19 protein-coding genes are annotated in these 26,524 nt (G+C 58.6%); 13 read left to right on the top strand and 6 right to left on the bottom strand.

The window, feature by feature from the left end; genetic code table 11:
* Nucleotides 1–219 precede the first annotated feature (219 nt).
* From mobF to ABD115_RS04600, 3 genes are all read left to right on the top strand, one after another.
* On the top strand, nucleotides 220–3,762 hold the full coding sequence (gene mobF, locus ABD115_RS04610) for a MobF family relaxase (RefSeq protein WP_343959843.1): 3,543 nt from the start codon (nucleotides 220–222) through the stop codon (nucleotides 3,760–3,762).
* Between the two features lie 652 nt (nucleotides 3,763–4,414).
* Nucleotides 4,415–5,737 carry an SIR2 family protein gene (locus ABD115_RS04605; protein WP_343958682.1) on the top strand — a complete coding sequence of 441 codons (1,323 nt, stop codon included), beginning with the start codon at nucleotides 4,415–4,417 and terminating at the stop codon, nucleotides 5,735–5,737.
* Complete coding sequence (locus ABD115_RS04600; RefSeq protein WP_343958680.1) at nucleotides 5,724–7,760, top strand: ATP-binding protein; 2,037 nt, start codon at nucleotides 5,724–5,726, stop codon at nucleotides 7,758–7,760. The genes ABD115_RS04605 and ABD115_RS04600 overlap by 14 nt, the downstream gene beginning before the upstream one ends.
* Before the next feature lie 345 nt (nucleotides 7,761–8,105).
* Here the strand turns inward: ABD115_RS04600 and ABD115_RS04595 are convergent, their stop codons facing one another.
* Nucleotides 8,106–9,401, bottom strand: coding sequence for a hypothetical protein (locus ABD115_RS04595; RefSeq protein ID WP_343958677.1), 1,296 nt, complete (start codon nucleotides 9,399–9,401; stop codon nucleotides 8,106–8,108).
* A gap of 276 nt (nucleotides 9,402–9,677) precedes the next feature.
* On the opposite strand from ABD115_RS04595, the gene ABD115_RS04590 reads away from it, so the two are divergent.
* Entirely contained in the window at nucleotides 9,678–10,814 is a 1,137-nt protein-coding gene (locus ABD115_RS04590; protein ID WP_343958674.1) for a hypothetical protein, read from the top strand.
* Between the two features lie 75 nt (nucleotides 10,815–10,889).
* On the opposite strand, the gene ABD115_RS04585 is transcribed toward ABD115_RS04590, so the two are convergent.
* A complete protein-coding gene (locus ABD115_RS04585) occupies nucleotides 10,890–12,140 on the bottom strand; it encodes an AlbA family DNA-binding domain-containing protein (protein ID WP_343958672.1) in 1,251 nt (416 codons plus the stop codon).
* Between the two features lie 607 nt (nucleotides 12,141–12,747).
* Here ABD115_RS04585 and trxB point away from each other — a divergent pair.
* From trxB to ABD115_RS04565, 4 genes are read left to right on the top strand one after another with little or no spacing between them, the layout of a single operon-like run.
* The gene (gene trxB / locus ABD115_RS04580; RefSeq protein WP_343958670.1) at nucleotides 12,748–13,725 is read left to right on the top strand and encodes a thioredoxin-disulfide reductase; all 978 of its coding nucleotides are present in this window, start codon (nucleotides 12,748–12,750) and stop codon (nucleotides 13,723–13,725) included.
* 14 nt (nucleotides 13,726–13,739) lie between these two features.
* A complete protein-coding gene (arsB, locus tag ABD115_RS04575; RefSeq protein WP_382389322.1) occupies nucleotides 13,740–14,816 on the top strand; it encodes an ACR3 family arsenite efflux transporter in 1,077 nt (358 codons plus the stop codon).
* Nucleotides 14,813–15,811, top strand: coding sequence for a metalloregulator ArsR/SmtB family transcription factor (locus ABD115_RS04570; RefSeq protein ID WP_343958666.1), 999 nt, complete (start codon nucleotides 14,813–14,815; stop codon nucleotides 15,809–15,811). The genes arsB and ABD115_RS04570 overlap by 4 nt, the downstream gene beginning before the upstream one ends.
* A gap of 19 nt (nucleotides 15,812–15,830) precedes the next feature.
* Entirely contained in the window at nucleotides 15,831–16,238 is a 408-nt protein-coding gene (locus ABD115_RS04565; RefSeq protein WP_343958664.1) for an arsenate reductase ArsC, read from the top strand.
* Between the two features lie 63 nt (nucleotides 16,239–16,301).
* On the opposite strand, the gene ABD115_RS04560 is transcribed toward ABD115_RS04565, so the two are convergent.
* A complete protein-coding gene (locus ABD115_RS04560; RefSeq protein WP_343959841.1) occupies nucleotides 16,302–17,705 on the bottom strand; it encodes an NAD(P)-binding domain-containing protein in 1,404 nt (467 codons plus the stop codon).
* Nucleotides 17,706–17,794: 89 nt separating this feature from the next.
* Between ABD115_RS04560 and ABD115_RS04555 the strand changes: the two genes are divergently transcribed.
* Nucleotides 17,795–18,145, top strand: coding sequence for an ArsR/SmtB family transcription factor (locus ABD115_RS04555; protein ID WP_343958662.1), 351 nt, complete (start codon nucleotides 17,795–17,797; stop codon nucleotides 18,143–18,145).
* Between the two features lie 448 nt (nucleotides 18,146–18,593).
* On the opposite strand, the gene ABD115_RS04550 is transcribed toward ABD115_RS04555, so the two are convergent.
* A complete protein-coding gene (locus ABD115_RS04550) occupies nucleotides 18,594–18,983 on the bottom strand; it encodes a heavy metal-responsive transcriptional regulator (protein WP_343958660.1) in 390 nt (129 codons plus the stop codon).
* A 106-nt stretch (nucleotides 18,984–19,089) separates the two neighbouring features.
* Between ABD115_RS04550 and merA the strand changes: the two genes are divergently transcribed.
* From merA to lspA, 4 genes are all read left to right on the top strand, one after another.
* A complete protein-coding gene (gene merA, locus ABD115_RS04545; RefSeq protein ID WP_343958659.1) occupies nucleotides 19,090–20,514 on the top strand; it encodes a mercury(II) reductase in 1,425 nt (474 codons plus the stop codon).
* 213 nt (nucleotides 20,515–20,727) lie between these two features.
* A complete protein-coding gene (locus ABD115_RS04540; protein WP_343958657.1) occupies nucleotides 20,728–21,114 on the top strand; it encodes an ArsR/SmtB family transcription factor in 387 nt (128 codons plus the stop codon).
* Nucleotides 21,111–23,057 carry a heavy metal translocating P-type ATPase gene (locus ABD115_RS04535; RefSeq protein ID WP_343958655.1) on the top strand — a complete coding sequence of 649 codons (1,947 nt, stop codon included), beginning with the start codon at nucleotides 21,111–21,113 and terminating at the stop codon, nucleotides 23,055–23,057. The genes ABD115_RS04540 and ABD115_RS04535 overlap by 4 nt, the downstream gene beginning before the upstream one ends.
* Nucleotides 23,054–23,563: a signal peptidase II gene (lspA, locus tag ABD115_RS04530; protein ID WP_343958653.1), complete on the top strand. Its 510-nt coding sequence runs from the start codon at nucleotides 23,054–23,056 to the stop codon at nucleotides 23,561–23,563. The genes ABD115_RS04535 and lspA overlap by 4 nt, the downstream gene beginning before the upstream one ends.
* 170 nt (nucleotides 23,564–23,733) lie before the next feature.
* Here lspA and ABD115_RS04525 read toward each other — a convergent pair whose 3' ends face one another.
* Nucleotides 23,734–26,235: an AAA family ATPase gene (locus tag ABD115_RS04525; protein ID WP_343959838.1), complete on the bottom strand. Its 2,502-nt coding sequence runs from the start codon at nucleotides 26,233–26,235 to the stop codon at nucleotides 23,734–23,736.
* Between the two features lie 14 nt (nucleotides 26,236–26,249).
* A complete protein-coding gene (locus ABD115_RS04520) occupies nucleotides 26,250–26,411 on the bottom strand; it encodes a hypothetical protein (protein ID WP_343958651.1) in 162 nt (53 codons plus the stop codon).
* Nucleotides 26,412–26,524 lie beyond the last annotated feature (113 nt).

Here is a 26,524-nt window from a genome sequence, read left to right as displayed (position 1 = left end):
CAATCTCTCCCAGTGAGCACCGACAGGACTCGCACGCGGCTACTGCGCTTGTCCTCTCTAAGGCCGTCTGCTGTGTCCCGGTTGAGTCGTCTTATGAGTTGCCACGCGTCTTGCAAGCGAGGTCCGGCACCCGATTAGCCGGGCGGCGGAGGGGGCTGTGGAAGGGTGATGACGCCTACCTCGTTCTCGAACGAAGGACGGTGTGTGGTGACAGTTTCGATGCGGGTGATGTCCGCAGGTGACGGCTACAAGTACCTGCTGCGTACGGTCGCTTCCGGGGATGGGGATCGTGATCTGTCGACCCCTTTGACGCGCTACTACGCGGAGAAGGGCAGTCCGCCCGGTCGTTGGCTTGGCTCTGCTGTGGCTGCCCTTGGGGGCAGTGCGATAACTGTGGGCGATCAGGTCACCGAGACTCAGCTTCAACTCTTGGTCGGGATGGGGCGTGATCCCGTGACCGGTGACGCTCTAGGTAGTGCGTACCGGAACTATCCCACTGCGACCGAACGCATCCAAAAACGCACTGCTGCCCTTGACTCCGGGCTCGGCCCAATGGAACGAGCAGAGGCGGTCGCTGCGATTGAGGAGGAAGAAGCGACGAGAGGCACGCGAAAGGCTGTTGCAGGGTTCGACTTCACCTTCTCGATCCCGAAGTCCGCATCTGTGCTCTGGGCGGTATCGGATGCGGGGACGCAATCATTGATTGCGGACGCACACCGTGCAGCGGTTGCAGAGATGGTTGCGTTCATGGAACGCGAGGTTGCGGCAACCCGTGTCGGTGCAACCGGACGCAACGGGGCTGTCGCGCAAGTAGACGTAACAGGACTGATTGCCACCGCATTCGATCATTACGACTCCCGTGCCGGCGATCCACACCTCCACACGCACGTCGTCATCTCGAACAAAGTACAGACTGCGCACGACAGGAAATGGCGTTCACTTGACGGACGCCCTCTCCACGCCGGAACAGTCGCACTATCTGAACTACACGAGGCAGCGTTCGCCGACCACCTCACTCGTACCTTCGGCATCGAGTGGGAGGCCCGAGACATGGGTCGCGACCGCAACCCGGCATGGGCAATCAGCACGGTTCCAGAGGAGTTAGTGGTGGAATTTTCCTCGCGGGCTCGCCATATCGAGCAGGAGAAGAACCGGCTCATTGCAGAGTACGTCGAACGGCACGGACGGCAACCGTCGCTGAGAGCTATCATCAAGTTCCGCGCCCAAGCGACACTTAGCACTCGCCCAGAGAAGCAGGTTCGGTCTCTCGCTGACCTCACCACCGAGTGGAGAGCACGCGCATCCCACCTCCTCAGCAAGGACTCCACCTTGTGGTCGCGTACCGTCACTACAAACAGCGCACCATTACTGTTCCGAGCCGACGATATACCGTTGGAGGTGATCGCCTCGCTTGGGCGCAGAGTGGTCGAGGCCGTTGGAGAGAAACGGTCGACGTGGCGGCGGTGGAACCTCACTGCCGAAGCTGCCCGCCAAACCATGCAGTATCGGTTCGCCACAATGCAGGATCGCGAGGCAGTCCTCGGTATGGTTGTGGATGTCGCCGAGCAAGCATCGTTGCGACTCACCCCGCCTGAGCTCGCGAGCAACCCTGCCGTGTTCCGCCGTTCTGATGAAACGAGTGTGTTCCGCCCCAAGGGATCAACGGTCTACTCGTCGGACGAACTACTGGCCGCAGAAGATCGTCTTCTCGAACGATCCCGCGTCAGCACAGCTCCGACCATCCCGGTTGAAGTGATCGAGAAGGTGACCACACTTCCTGACAGAGAAGGCCGCATGCTTGGAGACGACCAAGCCAGGGCTTTGGCGTCGGTCGCTGTATCAGGGCGGGTGTTGGATGTGCTGGTCGGCCCCGCAGGGGCGGGGAAGACCACGGCGATGCGTGCCCTTCGTACAGCGTGGGAGGGCACCTATGGACGTGGCAGTGTCGTCGGGCTGGCACCGTCGGCTGGCGCTGCGCAAGTCCTTGCGGACGACCTCGACATTCGAACCGAGAACACTGCGAAATGGTGGGATAGCCACCAGCGCACTGGTTCCACCTTCCGAGCGGGGCAGTTGGTCATCATCGATGAAGCATCGCTTGCAGGCACGTTCTCGCTGGACCGGATCACGGCCCTGGCTGAGCAGGCCGGGGCGAAGGTACTGCTGGTGGGTGACTGGGCGCAACTCCAATCCGTCACCGCAGGCGGTGTGTTCTCCCTCCTCGTCCATGACCGTGACGATGCCCCCGAACTGATCGATGTTCACCGCTTTGTGAACGAGTGGGAGAAAGCCACCTCCCTGGACCTCCGCTATGGCTGCTCCGAAGCGATCGATGCCTACGCCGATCATGACCGCATCACAGGCGGTGAGACGGAGACAATGATCGATGCCGCTTACATATCCTGGCGCGCCGATGCTCTCGCCGGACGAACAACCGTGCTGATCGCTGACGCCAACGAATCTGTACGTGCACTGAACCAGCGCGCCCGCGCCGATCTAATTCTCGATGGCACCGTCGACGCTCTCCGAGAGGTTGCGCTCCACGATGACACCCGCGCCTCGCTCGGTGACGCGGTCATTACCCGCCGTAACGACCGGCGCCTCCGAGCCGGACGCGATTGGGTTCGCAACGGCGACCGCTGGACGGTCACCCACGTAGGAGGCGATGGCTCCATTACCATCCGCCGCGCTGGCACACGCCGCGGCAGCTCCGTGGTGTTACCCGCCGCGTATGTCGCTGAACATGTCGAGCTTGGGTATGCGGTTACCGCGCATCGCGCCCAGGGCATCACAACCGACACGGCCCACATCCTCGTCGACGCGAGCACCACGCGGGAGAACCTGTATGTCGCAATGACCCGAGGCCGCGAAGCGAACCGCGTCTATGTTGCCACTGATAAACCCGACGACTCGCACGACGGTCCACACCCGAGTGACAATCCAGATGCCACTGCACGGTGCGTGCTCTATGGCGTGCTCCAGCACGTCGGCGCAGAACTGACCGCGCACGAGACCATCACCACAGAACAGGACGTATGGGGGTCGATAGCGCAGCTCGCAGCGGAGTACGAAACCATCGCCCAAGCCGCACAACACGACCGCTGGGCCACCCTAATCCGAGCTTGCGGGTTCACACACGAAGACGCGGAAAACACGATCCGCTCTGATGCTTTCGGGGCGCTCACCGCAGAACTCAGACGTGCGGAAGCGGAACACCACAACGTCGAAGCATTGCTCCCACGCTTGGCTGAGGCCCGAGAATTCGGGGACGCTGATGACATAGCAGCAGTCCTACATCACCGTCTCGCACGCGTCACCATTCGGCCCGCTAACTCAGGACGCGCCCGTAGAGTGCCTCGACTAATCGCCGGCCTAATCCCAGAAGCCACAGGTTCAATGACCATCGAGATGAGGAGAGCCCTCACCGAACGACGCGACCTCATTAATCAACGAAGTAATGCCGTCCTCGACCAAGCTTTCTCGGAAGGACAGGATTGGACGAGATCGCTTGGGGAGGTACCTTACGATGCGAAGACAGCCGCAATATGGCGGTGGCAGGCACAAACAATTGCTGCGTATCGGGATCGCTACGGTGTCTCCGCCCCCACACCCCTCGGCCCAACGCCCGACGGCGATGCGCAAAAGATTGATGCTGCCCGCGCAAGAACCGCTCTCGCGAAAATCCATGACCTCAGAACGCCCGAGCCCGGAGAAAGCTCAACGCGACCGGCTCGACGCGACGTTGTCAGTCAGACGCTGTGATGACCACCCTTCCGAATGCCACCCTCACGTCGTACCCTGTAACAGAGGCGGGTTTCCCTTGATATAACGTCCCTCGGGACAGGCTACGGCCGCTCTTACACGCACCGTTTCAAAAAAAAACATTGTGCCTGTGAGAGGAACCCATCATGATCCGCCAGCTTTGGATGCTTAGCATCCTCACCCGCACCATACTGCGTCGGTACTTGCCCACCAACATCCTCCTCGGCGCGATCCGCACTAGACGAGGACTCAAATGGGGAATCCCAGCGATGTTGCTTTCCATGCCCTACCTGATCGTGGCGAGCATCTGCACAACTCTCATCGCTGACAGCGGGCCTGGTTGGCTTAACTTTCTCGTTTTCCTATGCCTATGGAATGCGATGAAATTTATTGTCATGGGTCCTGTAAGTCTCGTGCTCCTCCTCGTTCCCGCCTCCGAGAAAGCCCCGCAGCACGCGCGGACCAACTCACTTCGGTGAGGAACGTTGGTGAGTCTGTAGAGGAGAGATTACGGAGGCGGTCGATAGGCTGGGACCGTGCGTAATTGAAATTTGCTAGAGATGATTCGGTTTGCATGTCAAGAAGCGGAAGCTTCACGTTCTTGTAATTAGTTCAGCCCGGTGATCTCACCGACGAAGATGCCGGAGACACGATGACGACTACCCCGACCCCTCACGCCCTGACTTTCATCAAAGGCAGCAAACGATATGACGAGGCTTCGAGCTCAACAACACAACAACTTCCATACGAGCTAGCGAAGAGTGATTTCAACGAGGTCCTGTCCTCAAAAAATTTGACATTCTTGTTCGGGTCAGGCTGTTCGTCGCATATTGACCCCAAAAAGGGAGAGCAAGGTATTCCCACAATGGGGCCGCTAGCTCAAGGCATTCTGGCGGACGGCAAGGCGGAAGTCGCAGAGAAGTATGGACTAACAGCAGAAGTGAGAAATTCACTTCTGGGTGACCTTGGCATTGATCTGAGCGATGACGACTACGCATGGAATCTCGAACGGCTCATGGAAGTGATGTTCGGGTTTCAGTTCGCACTTGCCAAGACCAAGAAAGACGCACTTATCCAGGCAAAAGTTTCGCTGGATACCGCAATCGAAGCCATTAAACGTTATGTTTTCGACTCCTGTAAAGACGGACAAAGCCAAGAGTCCGCGGAAGTTGTTCTCGATTTTTATCAGACCTTTTACCGCAAGCTATCTCAACGTTCTAGGTCGCTCCCGCGTCCTACGATCGCTACCACCAATTACGATCTCTTCAACGAGATCGCAATGGACCGTACGAGCATTCCGTACATCAATGGCTTTTTGGGCTCGGTCGAGAAAAGATTCAATCCAGCATCCTTCCGGTACACGATTGCTCAGCGGCTCGATATGACATCGCAGCGGTGGACGTCCCTGGATAATTTGGTCTATTTCTTGAAGCTTCACGGGTCTCTCAATTGGCACAGTACTGATACAGGGCTCTTCCCTGTAGAGGAACGCTCTCTGGGCGAGAGCGAAGGTGGCAAAGCGATGCTGATTTATCCCACCCCGGCAAAACAGAATGCCAGTTTTGCGGCCCCATACTCCGACATGTTTCGCGAGTTTCAAACAAAAGTGGTCCAGGAACAGAGTGTGCTTGTCACCGTCGGATATAGCTTTGGTGACGAGCACGTAAACAACATCATCTATCAGGCGTTGACCATCCCAACATTCAGATTAGTGATTCTGGCGAAGCCAGCAACCGATGACGAGGCCAGCAATAAGCAGTTAAAAACACTGCAAGACCTGGGAGACCCACGGATTTGGGTTATAGGTACTGAAGACTCAGCCTCAGAGTGGAAAGCGCATTACTTCAGAGACTTCGTCGAGGACATCATGCCGACTGGCGAGCTCGACCCCGCCGAGGACGCGATCTCAAAGATCCTTGAGCTTATTGGCGAAGGCAAGAAGGAGAAGAAGGAGAACGAAGATGGCGGCCAGTAGTGCTCAACGCCGCAGACTCGGAACGGTCGTCGATGTCTTGGCGGATCGATTCCGAGTGGAAATGGTTGAGACCGCAGACGGCTACACTCTTGTCGGATTCGACGGCCAACACTACGTGGCTCGTATTGGTTCTCTCGTTCTTATACCTCTCACTAACGCATACGTCGTCGCAGAGGTCACCGGATTGCAAGAGCGCCCCGACTCTGGGGAAGGATCAAGCGCTTCTAGGTCGTTAGAAGATGTAACACACGCCTCGTCCCGACAACTGGATCTCTCACCGCTTGGGACACTCCCATTCGATGCTAAGGAGAGCTTTGCGTTCGGAGTATCCGAATTCCCGCCGCTCTATGCTGATGTGCTCCACGTCGAGAACAAAGATCTCGACAGGATTCTCAATGTAGCGGACCAAGAAGTGCCAGTTCCCGGCTCTTCACCGCAGGCAACGAAGCTAAAGACGCTAACTGTCGGCACTTCTGCTGTATTCAGTGACTACGAAGTGAAAGTGCGAATCAACGAGTTCTTTGGAGCCCATTCTGCAATTCTAGGAAACACCGGCAGCGGAAAGTCATGCACAATTTCAAGTTTTCTCCAGGAAGCTCTAGGGAAACAATCTCTGGCCCCTGCGGGTGGCAGTACTTTCATTCTCTTCGACACAAACGGCGAGTACCGGCAGGCCGTCTCGGAACTTCCCCTTCCAATTCACCGTCACTACGCTCGCATTAATCATTCTCACGCGGCCCCGCTCGAACCCTCGGACCCGTATGACGACAGAGAGACCCTGGAAGACTTCCAATTGCCTCATTGGCTATTGTCTCCTGAAGAATGGGAGCTGCTCTTACAAGCTAGCGACCGAGTCCAGCGCCCGGTCCTCCGAAACGCGCTCGGACTCACCTCTCTGTTTTCCGCGACCACGCCACCTGGCTCTCTCACGGAACTGCAGGATCATATTTTGGCGTCATGTTTGTTGCAGGTACTTTTCGATAGTGAAAACGAAACCGCGGCAAGATCGCAAATTTTGGGTCTTCTCAACGTCTACCAATTCAATGGCGTTACGGCTGACTCGACTGGCAAAAACGTATCTCCAAACACATATATTCCAACCCAAATCGGACTGAATTATGGGTCGTTTGGTCAACAGCAACGAGCCAATCTTGAAACCATTCTCAAGCGATTCAAAAAGAATGATGCAGAAATTCCGGCATATCAGAATGCTCCGTTCCCGTTTTCACAACTAGTATCGGCACTCGAACTCGCCATCCTATTCGAAGAAAGTCATGGCAACCGACGCGTTCGCGATAATTGTTCAACCCTTCTGACTCGTGTGAAATCCCTACAAACACGAGATGAGTTTGATTTCCTCCGAGCAACACCAGCACCTGGTGGCCCAGGGAGTCTCACCCCATCCCTCTTCATCGACCGACTCTTAGGTATCGCATCTGAAGGAGGAACCAAGAAGAAGCGCTCTCAGGTATACATCCTTGACCTCAGCACGGTCGACGATGAAGCAGTAGAAGTCGTCTCGTCGGTAGTAACTCGGCTCCTTTATGACCGCCTTAGACGCGCAACATCTCGAAACACCTACCCTGTCAACCTCATTCTTGAAGAAGCACACCGATACGTTCCTCGGCAGTCCAACGGCGCGAGTACGCTAGACGCCCCAAAGATATTCGAAAGAGTCGCAAAAGAGGGCCGAAAGTATGGTCTCTTCCTAATGCTCTCCTCACAACGGCCAAGCGAGCTTTCCGGAACTGTTCTATCGCAATGCTCGAATTACGTTATCCATCGCATCCAGAACCCTGAAGATCTCCAACATATAAGACGAATGACGCCATTTATCTCTGACTCGGTGCTCAACAGACTCGCTTCGCTCCCGAAGCAGTTCGCTCTCGTTTTTGGAACATCTGTGAGTATTCCGACAACCTTTAAAGTGCGCACAGCCAACCCTCTCCCCAATAGTGACGACTCAGATGTGAGCGCCTTCTGGTATCGAGAGGCGAAGGAAATTGATGTTCTTCCAGCATGAGGAAGTTAGGATTTCACTACCTGCTGGCCCCAAATGGATCGATTAGGCTGTGTAGCCCACATTGCGCGCAGATGAAAGCGATGCGAATCCCTTTGTCGGTCGGGAAGGGATCCGGCTCACAGTCGCTACCGCACTGGGAGCAAGTGCGGTAATCCTCGTTCAGAGAATGCTGCATGTCCCAAGGGTAATACGTTTTGCTTTTTGCCGAGCCAGGCAGGATCCCTAGTGCGCCCGCAGCCATGCTTGGGTCAACTGGCCTGCATCGTCGTCAGCGCATTGAAACGACCCTCAACCTGAAACTAACGATCTTCATTTGAATGATCGGTGTTGCATCCCATTTAAGATCTAGAATGGCCAGACTCTGGGCTCTTCAAGTTCCTTCGGCACAGTGACCGCTACTGCATTTGGATGAGATTGAAGAAGTTGCCGAACGGTTCGCACGGCGAGGTAGGACTCAACAATTAGACGACGTTGTTCCGTCCAAGTCGCAAGATCGTACTCGTTCGCGCGCAGGGTATGAGCCACGTTGGATCGCGTCTTTCGAATTTCCCGAAGTATCGCTGCTGCGGAAGTCACGAGACCGTTCGGGTCATGTGTGACTGTTCGCTCCATCCAGTCGATCAGCATGCTCAGCGTGCCCCGCTGGCCCTGGTAAGTATTTCCCTCCCCATCACTCCTCTCTTCTTTGAGTGGCATGCCCATTTTGCCAAAGAACTTCTGGTCGAGATTGTCGATTAGAAGTTTGTTCAGTTGCTCAGTGAAGTTTGACAATTCCCGCTTTGTTGGGCGAATCAAGTAGCCATAGTCGGTTGGGCGGTCTTCGCCCTCGTAGAGATTCCGAAAGAGCTTGGGGTATCCGATCGTGTCGCATATCTCATTAACCAGATTCATTTCCATGAGGATCGCTGTATAGGGGCTAATGCGCTCAGGAAACTCGCCCATAAGATGCGGGCGCACCCAATCTGGGTGAAGCACCCAGTCCTGGCGATCATGCTCGAACGACTTCCAGTACGACTGCTCGGCGGGTGAGAGGTCGTGGAGGTACCGAAGAGGAACACCGACCACAATCTCGTCGTTGCCCGTATCGCGATCAAAGCCGATACTGAAAGTCGTCAGGTAGGTCTCAAGTGGAGTGTTCTCCTGCGCTCGAATCTCGCCACCGATGTCCAAGGTGTAGTCGTAGCGAGGATCATCGCGGTACCTGCCAAGCACCTCGGCTTGGAAGAATACCGATTCAAGTTGGGCGTGACCAAGCGCGAGGGCTGCTGAGTAGGGAGCGCCCGGGTATCGGTCGCCCGCGGACATCGAGCCAAGTGTGTGTCGCGTTGGATAAAGCACCGCTGAATGAATCTCGCCGCGCCGCTGCACTTCTGCCAGGTTGTTAGCGGCTGACTGGTGCGGGAACCCGAGAATGTGTGGGTTGACCATCTCGTGCCCAAAGTTTGCGTAGATCACCCCCTCGGCCACGAGTTCAGTGAGTAGCGCTGTGGCGTTAGCCGGCAACTTTTCAACCACACCCATGAGCTGAGGCGCAGCAACGCCGTTGAAGTCAGAAGAATCGAGATACTGCGTGACAATCTGCTCGCACAAAAACTCTTTGATGTCTTCCTCTGAATTGGAGGTGGGTTCAGCTTCGACCATGATCCAATCGTCTCGTAGATTGTCTCCCGACGCGAGCAGCCTTCCATCGACAGGTAGCCCCTGTCGAATTCGATGGCTACTCGGATCGCTCTTTGGTACAATATTTTCAGGCGGTCTGGACTGCCTGTCTCCGAGTCTGAGCCCCCACGCGGCGAAGACGTCAAGGACAACCGAATATGCGGAATCCAGAGAAGCAGTACCTGTTGGTTCGAGAACATTCTCTCATGTCACAGGGCTTGTAGGCGTGGGGTGCATAGCCCGGAACACGAGATTGAAATGACCCCCAACAACGTCCCGAACCGTGCGCTCCAGCAGGACGCGCGAGCTTGGTCTAAGTTCACCGGCACAAAGTACACAGCTGCTCTCCGCCAGATGAGTTCCCCGCTCGCCCAAGGGCTGCTCGGGAAGCGCGTCAGCGCTCGCCAGCTGATTCGCACACTCACCGAGCACGATCTGGTCGGCGTACGAGGCGGGGATCCTGTCCTCGGTGAGAACGGGTTCCGCTCGGAATCACCGTGGCAGTTCGACGGTAAGACGGACTTCATCGAGCTTGCCCTGATCACGGACTTCCTTCGGTTGTTCACGCCCACCTCGACCGCGGATGTGGGCAGTTACTCCCTGAAGTACACCGCCGAATGGTTCCTTAGCCCGCACAATTCCTACGTATCCAATGGTCGGCTGATCTGGGCTGCAGCAGCGATGGGCCTCTCGATCACTGACCCTGACGGTGAGGGCCCCAACCTCCTGATCGGCGTCTCCGAGCGTGAGCACGATTACGTGCGCCGAATGGTCGGGCCCGGTCAGAGGCGGCCTCACGTCGACCACTACCAGCCCTCCGGGTACGAGTACCTGCGGGACGCAATCACAAAGGCCGCAACCGGCGAACTCATCGCAACTGACTGGGTGCCGCCGTTGCCCGTGGGTGAGCCTGCACCGTTCCATGACTGGCTGATCCGTCAGGTCGGCCGAAACGATGTCGTGGGCGACCTTGCAGGAGACTACTCGGCAGGCATCCGTGACAGCGATCACCGTATCGCTCGAACCGCTGGTGACCTCCTGACGGTTTTCCACGAGGTTTCACATTCCCCTGAGGCTTACGATGCAGTCGTAATGTCGATCGCGGAGTGGATGCGAGCGGCGCCCTCCGCGACTCCAATTCGTACCGCGCTGATCGGCGGAAGTAAAGACGATCATCAGGGGTGGGGCGCAGGTGCGGGAACCACAGAACAGTATGAGTACCTGTGCCCCTGCGGCGCAGGGACGATTATCGAGGAGCACGACAACATCCCCGGCTTCCGCGATCAAGACGTGCGGATCTTCTGCGACAAGTGCCGCGAAGAATGGCGCTTCGTTGGTGGCAGAGGCGTGCGGGACTGGGCGCTGGAGCCCACGGCCATGAGTACCCCCGCATAGCAGTCTCCTCGTGAACCAAGTGCCGCATCAAGCAAAAGCGCGACTCAGCTTGATGCGGTGCTTAGGTCTGGGCGGCTACGCTGACCCGTCGCGGGCAGGTGGATGAATCATCTGCACATTTGAGATACCACCTTGATTTACGCAGTCCTGAGCGAACTCGTGAACGCGCCAGAAGAAGTCCAATGGCGGTTTGACAGCGTTCACAGAGATCTCAACCGGCGTATAGCGATGCAGCGGGACTGAGACGCCATCATACGCGAAACCCATATTGTCCTTCGTTAGAATCATCAACGGCCCTTCCCCAGCCCACTCAATCCCCAGACGCAGGTCGTACTCATTGTTATCGGTTGCCTCCGCCGTGGTGCGCATGAGTGCCATCAGATCAGCGATAGCGCACTCTATAGCTGCAGACTCCACCTGCCAGCCCTCAAAGTAGTCACCGCTCCTCGTGCGATGCCCGCCGACGGCGGCGGCGACGGTCACCGAGCCGTCGTGGTGGATACTTATCCACGCTTCACGCCACACCGAGCGTTCACCGGTCGCCGTATTCACCGCGACCCAGCGGCGCAGCCCAGGACGAGGGTTGTCGCGATCGACATTTTCTAGTGGGTGGATACCTCCGTGCCCGGCATACGTCAGCGCCAGCCCCACGGTGTTCGTCATTATCTCTCTTGCTTTTTCACGGGTGAGGCGGTCACGGAATCGAGGGATTCGGGGGTGAGCCACCGCGATCAGCCAGGAACGCTTGCCACTATCTCTGCCCGCTGCGGCCTCGGCATAGAGCGCGTCCAATGCTTCGGCGGCATGTCGCCGTTCCTCAAACCGGGCCCTGTACATGGCCTCGACTTGGCGCTCTTTCATCCATGCGGTGTCCGCGTCGTTGCGAACAGGAGCGCCGAAAAGGTCGTTCTTGTAGATCAGATGCGGGCCGTCGACGCTCGCAGGGATAGTCACGGCAACGGCTCGCGTGTCACTTCCGAGGCGTTCGATCTGCAGCCCGAATACAGGGGGTGAGATCGCAGTGACGGCGGCGCTTCTATAGGCCCTCTCATGCACCTCTGTCAGCTCACCAACATCCACTCGGCTGATAGCCGCTTTCTGATCTTCCTTGACACCGTAGACGATCATTCCGCCGCCACTGTTAGCCATCGCTGCGATGTCCTTCGGGACATCCGTCTGGGAAAGGTTCTTTATCGGTGGTAGCTCAGATTTCCAGTCCAGGTCATCGGTTTCGACCGCACCGACAGCGACCGCAGCGTCCAATATCTCGTCGGTCAGGGAACTGGGCGGGAGGCCAAGGGCTCGGTGTAGCGGTGTGAAGCTCATGCTCCAAGGGTATGGGGCAGCTCTGACACTGTGACCACTTAGCACAAGACGAACCGGCGAGATCTCTTCGACGATGAGTCTGCTCCTGTTTATCCGTACTCCTAATCAGGAGGCAAGTGGTTGTCGATACGAAAGGTGGGACTTGCGATACAACAGCGAATCAGAAACACCCGCTATCAGGGGTGTCGGGAGCGAGTACATGCTCAAGAGCGAATGGTGTCTGAGGGCAGTAAAAGCTCGATAGCGGTCGGCTACAACGGTGACTTCGTAGTTCATGTTAGCTATTGACTTGACGTGCCTGATTAGGAAGTCCCTGCAAGTCACCAGTGCGCCGAGCTCCCTTGTTGTTGGAATGGGGCACCCAATTGGGGTGTACTTTCCATGGCTTGCTGAGGCACGCAATAGCAAGTACGCCATCGGAAGTTGAGATGTCAGCGGTTCGGTCGAATTCGGATGGGTCCGGAAGGCTACCCAAGCGGGCGTCAGGCTGTCGCCCGCTTTCTGTGCAAGCACCGGGTGATGGGCACAAAGTGAACAGCGACTGAACTCTTCGCTGGGATTGTGTTTCAGGGTTGAGAGTTGGATCGAACATTGTCAATATAGATATATGTCAATTCAAGATGTTGAGTTAGTGATTGTTGGCTCCGGCCCCGCTGGGTATACGGCAGCGGTGTACGCCGCGCGGGCTGGACTTGCCCCGGTCGTGCTTGCGGGCTCAGTTACTGCCGGTGGTGCACTGATGACAACAACCGAGGTAGAGAACTTCCCAGGGTTTGTCGACGGAGTCCAGGGGCCGGAACTGATGGACGCGATGCGTGCGCAGGCCGAACGGTTTGGGGCTCGAATCGTGTATGACGATGCAACCAGTCTCGATCTAGAAGGTTCGGTCAAGACGATTCACACCGGTGCTGGCGAAACGTTTACGGCGGCTGCGGTCATACTCGCCATGGGATCTGCATATCGCAAACTTGGTCTCCCCGAGGAGGAACGACTCTCTGGTCACGGTGTCTCGTGGTGTGCCACCTGTGATGGGTTCTTCTTTCGAGAGAAGCACATCGCAGTTATCGGTGGTGGAGACTCTGCAATGGAAGAAGCGCTGTTCTTAACCCGCTTCGCCTCGAAGGTCACCCTTGTGCACCGCCGCGACGAGTTTCGTGCTTCGAAGATTATGGCTGAACGGGTCCTCGCTGATCCCAAGATCGAGGTGGCCTGGAATTCAGAGGTTGCAAAGGTTCTGGGCGACGATCAGGTCACTGGCCTGCTACTCAAGTCCACCGTTGATGGCTCAGAGCGTTCCCTGGATGTGACCGGGGTGTTTGTCGCAATCGGTCATGATCCACGTTCTGAGCTAGTCGCTGACCAGGTCACGACCGACGCAGATGGATATGTCACAGTCTCACACCCTTCTACACGCACGAACCTGACGGGCGTATTTGCTGCAGGTGACCTTGTGGATCATACCTACCGCCAGGCGATTACCGCGGCAGGCACAGGTTGTGCAGCGGCGCAAGATGCTCAGCACTATCTCTCTAGCCTCAGCACCACCGAGCACCGCTCGGATCTCGCAGCGGTGGTCACAGAATGAGCGTCAACAACACTATGACTCGTGTCGCGCCGAAGCGCATGTCCACCCTCGACAAGTGGCTGGCCGTATGGATCGGCCTCGCAATGATCGCCGGGCTTCTACTCGGTCGCTTCATCCCGGGCCTCTCTGAACTCCTGACCAAGCTTGAAGTTGGCGGGATCTCGGTGCCGATCGCGCTGGGGCTCCTCGTGATGATGTACCCCGTACTCGCGAAGGTTCGCTACGACAAAGTCGCAGCGGTCACAGGTGACAAGAAACTACTTGTCTCGTCACTCGTACTGAACTGGCTAGTCGGCCCGGCACTGATGTTTACACTCGCGTGGATCTTCCTCGCAGATCTACCGGAGTACCGCACTGGCGTGATCATTGTGGGTCTCGCACGCTGCATCGCAATGATCGTCATCTGGAACGACCTCGCTTGCGGCGATGGTGATGCCACCGCCGTACTTATCGCAGTGAACTCTGTGTTCCAGGTGGTCATGTTCTCTGTGCTCGGCTGGTTCTATCTGACAGTGTTGCCAGGCTGGCTCGGGCTCGAAACACAAGGCCTTGACGTCTCGATATGGCAGATCGCACTCAACGTGATCATTTTTCTTGGCGTACCGTTGGCAGCCGGGTTCGCGTCGCGGTGGATCGGCGAAAAGCGTCGTGGCCGCGAATGGTACGAGGCAAAATTCCTCCCGAAGATCGGCCCCTGGGCACTCTACGGGCTGCTCTTCACCATCGTGCTCCTGTTCGCATTCCAGGGTGAAGCCATCACCAAAAACCCGCTCGACGTTGCACGCATCGCGGTACCCCTACTGGCATACTTCTCCATCATGTGGTTTGTGGGCATGCTCGTCGGAAAATCCATCGGCCTCGGCTACGCCCGCACAACCTCGCTCGCGTTCACCGCAGCAGGCAACAACTTTGAACTCGCCATCGCCGTCGCCATCGGCACCTTCGGGGCAACCTCAGGCCAGGCACTTGCCGGTGTCGTAGGCCCCCTCATCGAGGTCCCCGTACTCGTGGGGCTGGTCTATGTGTCGCTCTGGATGGCACGAACCTGGTTCAAGGCAGACCCATATGCGAACGAATCGAGAACATCATGACCACATTGAACGCAGCGCTCGAAGTAGATAACTGCACTCCGACCGCCGAACACGCAATGGGCGTAGACGCTGCGGCTTCCGTTGCCAACACATTGAAAGCGTTGGCTGAACCACTTCGGCTACGCATGCTCTCCGCCATCGCCACCGACCCTCGCGGGGAATCCTGCGTGTGTGACCTGGCGGAGCTGGCTAACGTTTCACAGCCCACCGTCTCACACCACCTCAAAGTGCTGAAGGATTCTGGTCTCCTTGCGTCGGAACGCCGCGGAACGTGGGTCTGGTATCGGATTCTTCCTTCGCGCAAGAACGCGGTCACCGCGCTTCTCGAATCATTTGCGCCAGCAACCCTGCTCGAGTCTGAAGAAGATGCTGAGGCACGCGCAGAAGCACTGCGGACAATGGATGCGCGAGTGACACGTCTGGCTGACGAGCTTGCGAATGAGCTGACAGACATGAGCCGTGATCTGGTGGTCGCGATCGTGCGTGAGTCCTATGCCGGGCTGGTACGCAGCGCGAAGCTCACACAGCACATGGTCCCGCTCACTGAACGATTCGCGCGGCAGCGCCTCGCAGACCTGGCGCGCACCCGAGAGTCTGCCGTGCCACAGGTTCTCTTTGTGTGCGTTGCCAACGCGGGCCGTTCGCAACTCGCAGCAGCCCTCCTGAACAAGCTCTCCGCTGGCACCGTGATCGCTCGGTCTGCGGGCTCAACGCCAGCAGCCGACGTGCATCCCAGCGTCCGCAAGCTGCTCGCGGAGATCGAAGCGCCTGAACTCGCTGACGCAGCGTTCCCGAAGCCACTAACTGATGACGCGGTTCGCGCCGCCGACGTCGTCATCACGATGGGTTGCGGAGACGTGTGCCCCATTATTTCGGGCGTGCGTTACGAGGACTGGGCCGTGGGTGACCCGGCGCTCGCTTCCGAAGCGGGCACGGCTGCAATCCGCGACGACATCGCGACCCGAGTACAAACACTCCTGACTTCACTCACCTAATCAAAGAAGGCTCTGGACTATGACTGACACCAAACCATCCGTTCTGTTCGTCTGCGTACACAACGCCGGCCGTTCACAAATGGCCGCCGGATACCTCCGCCACCTCGCAGGCGACCGTGTCGAGGTACGTTCAGCGGGATCCATGCCCGCTGACCAGATCAACCCCGCAGCTGTCGCTGCGATGCTTGAAGAGGGCATTGATATTGCGGCAGAACAACCCAAAGTGCTTACCGATGAGGCTGTAGAAGCCTCAGACGTTGTCATCACGATGGGGTGTGGTGATACTTGCCGGTTCTATCCTGGCAAGCGGTACGAAGACTGGGTTCTCGAAGACCCTGCAGGCCAAGGTGTTGACGCTGTCCGGCCCATCCGTGATGAGATCAAAGCCAGGATTGAGGCACTCCTCACAGATCTTCTCGGCCAGTAACGCCTCGCAATACTAGTAAGGGCTGGTGGGAACAACTGTTCCCACCAGCCCTTCTTTCACATGTCAGCTTGTGGCTTGTGCACCCACGAGCTCGATGGGCTGCGGTGAAGTTGAACAGCATGAGGTGCTCGCTGTCTCGACCGCTGGAACCCCACAGGATTCGCTACTTGCTGAATCTTGCGCTCCGGGTTGAATGCCGCACGAGTTCCCGACATTCTCTTCGCTGGGAGCGTCGAATAGGCCTGCCCCTCCGCACACGCCGGTGTCAGGGAGCACGAGATCGACCCGCTGTGCACCCTCGTGATCGCCAGCGAGTTCCGCAGCAACGCTACGGACCTGCTCGAATCCGGTGAGTGCTAGGAACGTGGGTGCACGCCCATAGGACTTCGCGCCGACGATGTAGAGGCCTGCGTCTGGGTGGGCGAGGTCTGCTGCTCCGGTCGCACGAATCGAACCACACGAGTGGATGTTTGGATCTACCTCGGTGGCAACGCGTGACGGTGCCTGCAGCCGAAGATCCATGTCCAGGCGAACTTCCGACAAAATCGAGAGATCGGGACGGAACCCAGTGAGCACGATAACCCGATCAGCAGGCTCAAGTGAGCGGCCGTCGTCAGCCGTCAATACGGCCCGTGGGCCATTCATCGACACTGAATCTGTTCGGAACCCAGTAACGAGAGTGACGAGCCCATCAGAGACGGCCTTCTCAGCAAGCTGTCCCAGCGCGCCACGTTCGGGGAGCTCGTCTGCGGCACCACCGCCGAAAGTGTTCCCCACAACGCCACGACGCAGCACCCAAGTGACCCGAGTGGACGGATCTTGCTTCACAACGCGAGCAAGTTGCGAAATCGCAGTTTTCGCAGACGCACCGTTCCCGACGACCACGACGTGTTCTCCAGCTAGCGTTCTGACATCTTCCATCGAGGGAATCTGGTAGCAAATAACGCCTGACGCTGCGGCGGTACTTTCACCGATTGCAGGGAGTCCACCTGACCCAGCAGGGCTGGGAGCGCTCCAGGTGCCAGACGCATCGATAACGGAGGTGGCTTCGATCCGCTCCTCGCTGCCATCAGTGTTCAGCACATGAATAACGAAAGGCTGCTCCTCCCGACCAGCATCAACTGATCGATCGCGGCCTTTTTTGCTCACGCCGATAACTCGTGAGCCATAACGCACCCGGTCGCCGAGCGCGCCAGCAAGCGGTGCCAAGTACTGTGAAATCCACTGTTCACCAGTGGGATAGCCGTCGCCAGGTTCGACCCAACCGGTAGTCGCGAGGAGTCGCTTACTTGCGCCGTCCATGACCTCGTCCCACTTCGAGAAGAGTCGCACGTGCGCCCACTCGGAAACCGCCGAAGCCGGGCCCGCGCCCGCTTCGAGCACGAGGGGATCCATGCCCCGCTCAAGCAAGTGGGCGGCAGCAGCAAGTCCCTGCGGACCTGCTCCGATTACGACAACTTGGTGCATCACAAATCTCCATCCATTGACATTCTTCGATATGAAGAATCTACCTTCTCATATCGACAAGTGTCAATATGTGGGGCAGAATGAGATGCATGGAAACTTTGCAAGCTGTCGACGCCTCGGATACTCAGCCAAGCTGCTGCAGCGCACAGGACGAACTTGTTGTTGGAGACGAACAGGCGCAGCGGCTCGCAAAGGTGTTCAAAGCGCTCGGCGATCCAACGCGAGTGAAGCTTCTGTCTCTGATTTCCGCCAGCGCAGATGCTGAGATGTGCGTATGTGACTTGACGGAGCCGGTCGGTCTCTCGCAGCCGACGGTGTCACATCACATGAAGCAGCTCGTCGAGGCAGGGCTCGTGACCCGGGAGCAGCGGGGGCGCTGGGCCTATTACAGCCCGGTAACTTCCGTGCTTACTGAAGCAACAAGATCCTTGACCGCATAGCGAGCTTTGTGGAGCGGGGAGCGTTCTGCAGCGTGAGTCTAGTTCTGTCCGCGCCGTTGAATCAGCGGTAAACTAGCGTCACATCTAGGGTGTACTTTCCATTGGGTGCTGAAGCGCGCACGATGACCACTACACCCCGTGTAACCGGCGCTGCATGAAGTAGTTCTTGGGAGAAGTGGCTGTCCTATATGAGGAATCTCTTGCGGGACAGTCGCTATCGCGGCCACTTTCTCTGTGCTTTTCAGCGCTAAATATCGCATTATTTGCGAAGCTAAATGTCGCAGTCCCAAGACTCGAAAGTTGTCTCGCCCAGCTAAGGTGCCAGTCCACCGGGCGACCGTGAAGCAGCCCAAGCCTCTTATGGGACGCGCGAGTCAATGGTTGCCCTCTTATCGACCGGCAGGCATTCCTGGCCACGACACCCGCAGCTACCGGGGCGGACCGTTGCTCAGATGTATCGGCAGACCTGGTCGGCTGAACAGGCGTTCGGCTCAGGGGTGCTGGCATTTTCGTGGAGCTGGGAGATGGTTTCCCTGAGGGCCAGGAGTTCGGAGATCTGGGCATCAAGTTCCCCCATGCGCTGCCCCAGCAGCCCCTGGACGTGCGAGCACGGTGTCTGGCCGTGCTCGCGGATCTTCAAGATCTGCCGGATCTGGCCGAGGGTCAGCCCGGCGGCCTGGCCCCTGTGAATAAAACCGATCCGACCCACCGCATCCTCGGCATAGTCCCGGTAGCCGGAGGCCAGGCGCTCGGCCGGAGGGAGCAGCCCCGTCTCCTCGTAGAACCGCAGAGTCTTGGTCGTGGTTCCGGTCGCTTCCGCAAGCTGTCCGATCCTCATGTTTGTTGGTTCCTCTTCCGATGGCCGCCACACTTGACCTTCCATTGTACTGGAAGGTTCATAATTGCTCATAGGACGTTTTGACCCACAGAAGAAGAGGCACCTAATGAACAACGAACAGCTCGATTTAGCGATCATTGGCTCCGGCGGCGGAGCGTTTGCGGCCGCGATCCGAGCCACTGGCCTGGGCAAGCGCGTCGTTATGGTGGAGCGCGGCACTGTGGGCGGGACATGCGTAAATACCGGCTGCGTGCCGTCCAAGGCCTTGCTTGCCGCCGCCGAGGCCCGCCACGTGGCGCTGAACTCCGCCCGCTTCCCGGGGGTGGAGACCTCTGCGAGCCCGGTGGACATGCCCGCCCTAATCCAGGGCAAGGCCGCGTTGGTGGAAAGCATGCGGTCGGAAAAGTACGTCGATCTGGCTGCGGACTACGGCTGGACCATGATCGAGGGGGACGCCTCGTTCACTGGGGCCCAAGACGCACCGCTGCTTAACGTCGCCTCCCCGAACGGCGCACTGCGAACGATCGAGGCCGAACACTACCTCGTGGCCACCGGAGCCGCGCCATGGGTGCCGCCCGTCCCCGGGCTGGCCGAGGCAGGGTACCTGACCTCAACGACGGCGATGGAGCTGGACGAGGTGCCCGAATCCATGCTGATCCTGGGCGGGGGCTATGTTGCCATGGAAATGGCACAGCTTTTCTCCCGGCTGGGCTCCCGAGTGACCATGCTGGTTCGCTCCCGGTTGGCATCACAGGAAGAGCCGGAGGCTTCCAAGGCCCTGGCCGGGGTGTTCGCCGACGAGGGCATCCGGGTGGTCAGGCGGGCCACCGCCAACTCCGTGGCCTCCGGCCCGGACGGGGTCTCGGTGACGGCAAGCGTGGCCGGGGGCGAAGAGGAATTCCGCGCTTCCCACATCCTCGTGGCACTGGGCCGCCGCCCCGTCACCGATGGACTGGACCTTGACGCCGTCGGCGTGAAGACCGGCACCACGGGCGAGATCGTGGTCGACTCCCGCCTGGCCACGTCCAACCCACGCATCTGGGCCGCCGGGGACGTGACCGGCCAGAGGGAGTTCGTTTACGTCGCGGCGGCCCACGGCGCGATGGCCGTGGACAATGCGTTCACCGATGCCGTGGCCGAGGTCAACTACCGGAACCTGCCGCGGGTCACCTTCACCAGCCCCGCCCTCGGGTCGGTCGGGATGACGGAGAAGGAAGCTGTCGCTGCGGGGATCCGTTGTGAGTGCCGGGTCCTGCCCCTGGAGTACGTGCCGCGCGCTGTGGTCAACCGCGACACGCGTGGCTTCATCAAGGTTGTTGCTGAGTTGGGTACCGGACGGATCCTGGGCATCTCCGCAGTGGCCAGGGACGCCGGGGAAATCGCGGCCGCTGGCGTCTACATCCTCGAAGCGGGAATGACCACCGCACAGGTCGCCGCCGCTTGGAGCCCTTACCTGACGATGGCCGAGGGCATAAGGATCGCCGCCAAGGCATTCACCACCGACGTCGCAAAGCTCTCCTGCTGCGCCTGATCCGCAGCCCCCACGACCGAAGCAAGTGACGGCCAGCCATTGTCGTTTGTCTCGCTATGCAGAGAGCGAACCTTGACCGCGACGGTTGTTCAAGATTTGCGATCCTGAACAGACCGCACAAAACGCTCATGTTCTATCGGGATGAGCACTAGGGTGGACCCTTGCGGCTGGGCACGTCAACCAATGATCAGTGATTTGAGATATCATCATGAAATGCTGATCAATCAAGATGCTTCGATGGATGCGTGCGGGCTGGACCCCGCTGCCGCCTTGTTCCATTCCCTTAGCGACCCGATTCGATTGAAGATCGTCAGGCGTATGGCCCACGGTGAGGTGCGCGTTAGTGACCTCACCCGCGAACTTGGCCTGGCCCAGTCCACGGCCTCGATGCACGTGGCCTGCCTGCGCGACTGCGGCCTGGTCGAGGGCCGCTCCGAGGGCCGCAGCGTGTACTACTCGCTGTCCCGCCCGGAGCTGATGGACATGCTCGCCCAGGCCGAGATCCTGCTTGCCGCCACCGGCAACGCTGTCAGCCTCTGCCCGAACTACGGCCCCGACAGCACCACCGCCCCAATGATTGAAAAGGAGAACGCCCGATGAGCGACGCATGCGGATGCAGCGACGAGACAACCGAGAACGGTGAAGTCGAAGAAGCTCTGGGGTTCTGGCAGGTAACCGAGGTCCGAGCGGCTGCGGTGGCCGGGGTGCTGCTGCTCGCCGGATGGATCATCTCGCTGGCCGGAGGCCCCCGGTTCGTAACGCTTCCGTTTGAGCTCGGTGCGCTGCTGGTTGCCGCCTGGACGTTTGTGCCCTCCACTCTCCGACGCCTGTTCAAGGGAAAGATCGGCGTCGGTACGCTGATGACAATCGCCGCCGTTGGCGCTGTGGCCTTGGGTCAGTTCGAAGAAGCCGCGATGCTGGCCTTCCTGTACGCAATTTCGGAGGGACTTGAGGAATACTCGCTGGCGAAGACCCGGCGGGGCCTGCGGGCACTGCTGGACCTGGTTCCGGCCGAGGCACGAATCCTGCGCAACGGCATCGAAACCACCGTGTCCCCCTCCGTCTTGATCCCCGGGGACCGCATGGTTGTGAGGCCCGGGGAACGCCTGGCCACCGACGGGCGGGTAGTCACCGGACGCACCTCCCTGGACACCTCGGCCCTGACCGGCGAATCGGTCCCCGTCGAGGCCGGCCCCGGCTCCGAGGTCTATGCCGGGTCCATCAACGGCACCGGCCCACTGGAGGTTGAAGTCACCAGCACAGCGGAGAACAACTCGCTGGCCAAGATCGTGCACATCGTGGAAGCGGAGCAGTCCCGCAAAGGTCCGGGCCAGCGGCTGGCCGATTCCATCGCCAAGAAACTGGTCCCGGGCATCCTGATCGCCGCGGCGCTGATCATCGTCTTCGGCTTCATCGTCGGGGAACCGGCACTGTGGTTCGAACGTGCCCTGGTCGTGCTGGTGGCTGCCTCGCCCTGCGCGCTGGCCATCTCCGTGCCCGTGACCGTGGTGGCCTCCGTTGGCGCTGCCAGCCGGATCGGTGTACTCATCAAGGGCGGCGGTGCCCTGGAAACCCTGGGGAAGATCCGCACCATCGCCTTGGACAAGACCGGAACCCTGACCCGGAACAAGCCTTCGGTGATCGAGATCGTGGGCACCGGGTCCGCGACCCGGGAACAAGTCCTTGCCCTTGCAGCAGGCCTGGAAGCCCGCAGCGAACACCCGTTGGCCCGCGCCATCCTCGCTTCGACCACCGGCAGGGCATCGGTCACCGACGTGGACACGATTCCCGGGGCGGGCCTGGAAGGGCAACTAGAGGGCAGGCGTGTCCGGCTCGGCCGCCCAGGTTGGATCATTCCCGGTGCCTTGGCCCCGGACATAGAGCGGATGCAGCGCGCCGGGGCCACCGCTGTGCTCATCGAGGACGACGGGCAGGTCATCGGTGCCATCGGCGTCCGTGACGAGCTGCGCCCCGAGGCCCGCGAGGTCGTCGCCAGGCTCACGGCATCCGGCTACACCATGGTCATGCTCACCGGGGACAACGTCATCACCGCAACGGCCCTGGGCAAGGCAGCGGGCATCACCGAAGTCCATGCGGACCTGCGCCCGGAGGACAAGGCGGAGATCATCCGCACCCTCAAGTCCCGGCAGCCGACCGCAATGGTCGGGGACGGAGTCAATGACGCGCCAGCCCTGGCAACGGCAGATACCGGCATTGCCATGGGGGCCATGGGTACAGACGTGGCCATCGAAACCGCAGACATCGCGCTGATGGGCGAAGACTTGAATCACCTGCCACAGGTCCTGGACCATGCACGCAACACCCGTCGGATCATGCTCCAGAACGTGGGCCTGTCGCTGCTGCTGATTGCCGCACTGATCCCTTTGGCACTCTTTGGGGTGCTCGGCTTGGCAGCGGTGGTCCTCATCCACGAGCTGGCCGAAATCGTCGTGATTGCCAACGGTGTCCGGGCCGGTCGGCTCCGCCGCAAAACCGCGCTACAGACCGTGCAGCCAGCCTCGATCCTGGAACCCTCGGCATGAGCGGCCAACTTGTGGCTCGTTCCTCGGCGCAGGTTCGAACCGCGCGTATTGTCAGGGCCGCGATGCTGCTTGGAGCCGTTGTGCTGGTCGGTGTGGATCTAGCCCTCAAGGCATTGGCCGAAAGCTTGCTTTCCAACGGCCAGGTAATTGACCTAGGGCTGATCAACCTCCGGTTGCTCTATAACCCGGGCGTCGCGTTCAGTTTTGGCGCGGACCTTCCCGCCTGGGTCATCGTGGCGGTCACCGGGCTGATCATCGCCGGACTGACCTGGTATGCGGTTTCCTCGGCACCGACCATGGGCAGAATGTCCCGGGCGGGTGCGACGTTGCTGCTCGGCGGGGCGTTTGGCAATTTCATTGACCGGTTGGACGGGCGCGGCGTGGTGGACTACCTGCACACCGGGTGGTTCGCCACCTTCAACCTGGCAGATGTGTTTGTCACTGCGGGAGTTGTTCTGTATGCACTCGGAGCGCTTCGTGCCGCCCCTTCCAAGGACGGCGACTGACCACCTCTGCGCATGCGCGCTGACATGCTGGCGAAACTAAACCACCGACGTCCCGTATGACGAACGGCAAACGGGAATGAGAACTATTCCTTCAAGTCGATACTTGACCAGGCCGAGGACGGAAAGTCCGAGTTTCCCTCAGTATCCGCGCGTTGAGTGTGGGCTGAGCCCTACCGGATAAGGTCCCTGCCCCACTTCTGCTTGTGTGCCTTCGCAATTTGACGAAGATTGCCACGAATTTGCTTCAACTCGATCGTGCTAGGTGCACCGTCATCATGATTTCCTGGATTGAGCACCTTCGGGATCACCTGCCATTTCCCTTTCTCATCAGCAGATAAAGTGAACGGTCCCAGCAGCGGGATAAGATCTCCGAGCATCGTCGCTTCCTGTTCGACGTCTGTAACGGATGTAAAAATCCCAGAAGCGGTTCGGTTTGTCGCAATAATCTGTTTGGCGAGCCGTTCGGCTGCACTTCGATATGCGGTGCATGCACCACGGCGACCGACTGCCGTGGGAGCGTTCAGTCCGTCCTCTCCTTGCAACATGTAATTACTGAACAAGTCAGAGGATTGCACTGGCTCGGTGCCTTCTGCGACGTTGAGAAGGGTCAAGTCGTAAGTGATCGGCCCCCAAGACTCATTAAGTGTCTGGGCAAGTTCGGCAAGCTTTGGGTCGTAAGTGGTAACAATTACTTGAAAACCCGATGAAAGTAGCTCGGCGAGGGTGTTTTGACAGAAAGTTAGACGATGATCTCCGTCGCTTCCCGGGATCGGGTCATCAAGAAACACGAAAGGTGATTGAACGAGTTCAGCACGGGCGAGAAAAGTGGAGAGCCCGAGCGCGTTCAATTGGGAGTCGCTAAATACGCCGAGAGCGTCGCGTTCGACAGCGTTTCCTTCGGCGTCCGCCTGCAACGCGGCGACAAGGTTGACGAAAATAGCTCCAGCTGCGCGGCGTTTGACTCCAGCAAACCCAACAAGTTCTTCCGGTCGGATCGAACCCCACCATCGCATGATTGCGGAACTCATCTTGGCGAAGCGATCGTCGAGTACGGTGCCAATAGCCTTCTTTAGGGCTCCATCGGCACTTTTTAAGCGCTGCAGAACTATGGTGCGTCGCTTCTCCGAATACTGTTCCGCCACGAGTTCTTCGAGCAGCCTCAAAACGTCCAGCAAGTCCTGGGTCCCTTCGGACTGAAGACGGGTGCTTAATAGCGGTTGGACTGCTGTCCGCAAACTTACGATCTCATTATCAGCGGATAGCTCATCCAAGAATTCGGATAAGAGTTCCTCGAGGTCGACCAACGAGATGGTTGCTCCATCTGGAACATTTACTCTTCGATGGACAAGATCCACCATTTCTGCCGCTGTGGCATCCACATGCCGGGCGGCATCGACAACTTCTTGTGCACGGGCAGCAATGCGCCTGACGTACTCTAGCGCCGCGGTCAGTAAAACAGGGATCTCTGTGCTCAGACCCGCAGCTGCGGAGGCCACAGCCTGCTCGCGGGTGTGGTCCCAGGCGGTGGCGCTCGGAATTGAATTCTTGACCGAGTTGGCCCAAGTTTGGAGATGAGTGCGAAAGTTTCTCACGGCGTTCTCCGCGGCAGAGGACGCGGCTGAGAGTTGTGTTGTGTCGCGTAGACGAGTCTGGATATCCTTGACGCGTTCGGGCGTGAGTCCATCCGCTGTCAAACAGACCGGGCAGTCAACCGGCTGATCAATGTGTGCGATTTCAGGCACCCGCAGGACTGCAGTCAGAACTGGAAGAAGCGTCGCCGAGATCTCGTCCGCGCGTCGGATCTCTTCAATGTATGTGCTCAGATCAGGCACTGGGGGAAATTCTGTTGGGAGCGCAACAATGAAGTCATTAAGTGGAAATACTAGATCATTGCGCTCCCGAACCAACTGATCGAGCGTCTCAATTAGGTGCGAGATCGATTCGCTCTCCCTCCCAAGAACGTCTGTACCTGCTTCGAGTAGTACTTGTTCCATGCTCACACGCAAAGTTTCGCGATTTGGTACGTCGAGCTGCTGAATCTTGATTGCAAACGCAGCAAGATCCGTCTGAGAGAGGCGCTGCAACGACAGAAGTCCTGGACCCGTTGAGACATGTTCGAGATCGGCTGCTTGTGCACGGACACGTTCTCTAAACAGGTCAAGATCGGATAGTGCGAGAAGAGCCTTGAAATAGGTAGCACGCTGTTTGGGCTCAGTCGACAAGACATATCGCAGGGTGTGCTGCAGCAACACAGGTGCTGCAATCGCACCTTCGATCGTGTCAATACCAAGGAATGATAGTGATGAGACTTCTTCTCCATCGACGGTGAGGCGAGAATCGCAGTCCGTTGCTCCGGAGAAGTCAGTTACAAGTTCACGCCGAACCTCTCGGATGATGCCGGCATCGTTGCGAATCCCGGCTGCGACCCACACCGGATCATTAGCTGGTAGGTGCGCATTGCGCAGGCTCTCGTTGTACTCGGCTTTTGCGCCACCGAACAGATCCCGCCTACTACTACGGCCAGTCACAAGGAACTCAACTGCCTCTGCGAGACTTGTCTTTCCCTGGCTATTTCCAGCGTGCACCACTATTAGATTTGAAGTCAGATCCATGCGACGCGCTTCCGAACCGAATGCTCGGAAGCCCCGAATCTCAAGCCACTCAAGTCTCATTTGTTGACGTGTCTTCAAGACAACCATTCCTGAACGATCGCGGAGAGCGCCTGATCAAGCTCAGTGGATGTCTCAGCGGTTGCTCCAGCAATCGCTAACTCGCGTGCGTCAACGGCCGCTTTGGTGTCAGGGAGCGCGGCGAGCAGATCATCAATGTTCGGCAAGAATGTGGTCATGGAATGATCCTCCCATCATTCACTGACCCATTCCGCTTTCGACACCGACCGAAAGCTCGCCGGGTAACTGAACAAGTAGAGCTTCTCTCTAGAGTCCCGTCGGCAACTAGGGT

Source organism: Leucobacter albus (assembly GCF_039528015.1).
Classification (GTDB): Bacteria; Actinomycetota; Actinomycetes; order Actinomycetales; family Microbacteriaceae; genus Leucobacter; species Leucobacter albus.
This window is presented reverse-complemented; position numbering and strand designations above follow the sequence as displayed.

What these genes read in the sequence shown, in the direction of transcription:
- mobF (WP_343959843.1), top strand. Translation starts at nt 220, where the DNA reads ATGCGGGTGATGTCCGCAGGTGACGGCTACAAGTACCTGCTGCGTACG.
- ABD115_RS04605 (WP_343958682.1), top strand. Translation starts at nt 4,415, where the DNA reads ATGACGACTACCCCGACCCCTCACGCCCTGACTTTCATCAAAGGCAGC.
- ABD115_RS04600 (WP_343958680.1), top strand. Translation starts at nt 5,724, where the DNA reads ATGGCGGCCAGTAGTGCTCAACGCCGCAGACTCGGAACGGTCGTCGAT.
- ABD115_RS04595 (WP_343958677.1), bottom strand. Translation starts at nt 9,401, where the DNA reads ATGGTCGAAGCTGAACCCACCTCCAATTCAGAGGAAGACATCAAAGAG.
- ABD115_RS04590 (WP_343958674.1), top strand. Translation starts at nt 9,678, where the DNA reads ATGACCCCCAACAACGTCCCGAACCGTGCGCTCCAGCAGGACGCGCGA.
- ABD115_RS04585 (WP_343958672.1), bottom strand. Translation starts at nt 12,140, where the DNA reads ATGAGCTTCACACCGCTACACCGAGCCCTTGGCCTCCCGCCCAGTTCC.
- trxB (WP_343958670.1), top strand. Translation starts at nt 12,748, where the DNA reads ATGTCAATTCAAGATGTTGAGTTAGTGATTGTTGGCTCCGGCCCCGCT.
- arsB (WP_382389322.1), top strand. Translation starts at nt 13,740, where the DNA reads ATGACTCGTGTCGCGCCGAAGCGCATGTCCACCCTCGACAAGTGGCTG.
- ABD115_RS04570 (WP_343958666.1), top strand. Translation starts at nt 14,813, where the DNA reads ATGACCACATTGAACGCAGCGCTCGAAGTAGATAACTGCACTCCGACC.
- ABD115_RS04565 (WP_343958664.1), top strand. Translation starts at nt 15,831, where the DNA reads ATGACTGACACCAAACCATCCGTTCTGTTCGTCTGCGTACACAACGCC.
- ABD115_RS04560 (WP_343959841.1), bottom strand. Translation starts at nt 17,705, where the DNA reads ATGCACCAAGTTGTCGTAATCGGAGCAGGTCCGCAGGGACTTGCTGCT.
- ABD115_RS04555 (WP_343958662.1), top strand. Translation starts at nt 17,795, where the DNA reads ATGGAAACTTTGCAAGCTGTCGACGCCTCGGATACTCAGCCAAGCTGC.
- ABD115_RS04550 (WP_343958660.1), bottom strand. Translation starts at nt 18,983, where the DNA reads ATGAGGATCGGACAGCTTGCGGAAGCGACCGGAACCACGACCAAGACT.
- merA (WP_343958659.1), top strand. Translation starts at nt 19,090, where the DNA reads ATGAACAACGAACAGCTCGATTTAGCGATCATTGGCTCCGGCGGCGGA.
- ABD115_RS04540 (WP_343958657.1), top strand. Translation starts at nt 20,728, where the DNA reads ATGCTGATCAATCAAGATGCTTCGATGGATGCGTGCGGGCTGGACCCC.
- ABD115_RS04535 (WP_343958655.1), top strand. Translation starts at nt 21,111, where the DNA reads ATGAGCGACGCATGCGGATGCAGCGACGAGACAACCGAGAACGGTGAA.
- lspA (WP_343958653.1), top strand. Translation starts at nt 23,054, where the DNA reads ATGAGCGGCCAACTTGTGGCTCGTTCCTCGGCGCAGGTTCGAACCGCG.
- ABD115_RS04525 (WP_343959838.1), bottom strand. Translation starts at nt 26,235, where the DNA reads ATGAGACTTGAGTGGCTTGAGATTCGGGGCTTCCGAGCATTCGGTTCG.
- ABD115_RS04520 (WP_343958651.1), bottom strand. Translation starts at nt 26,411, where the DNA reads ATGACCACATTCTTGCCGAACATTGATGATCTGCTCGCCGCGCTCCCT.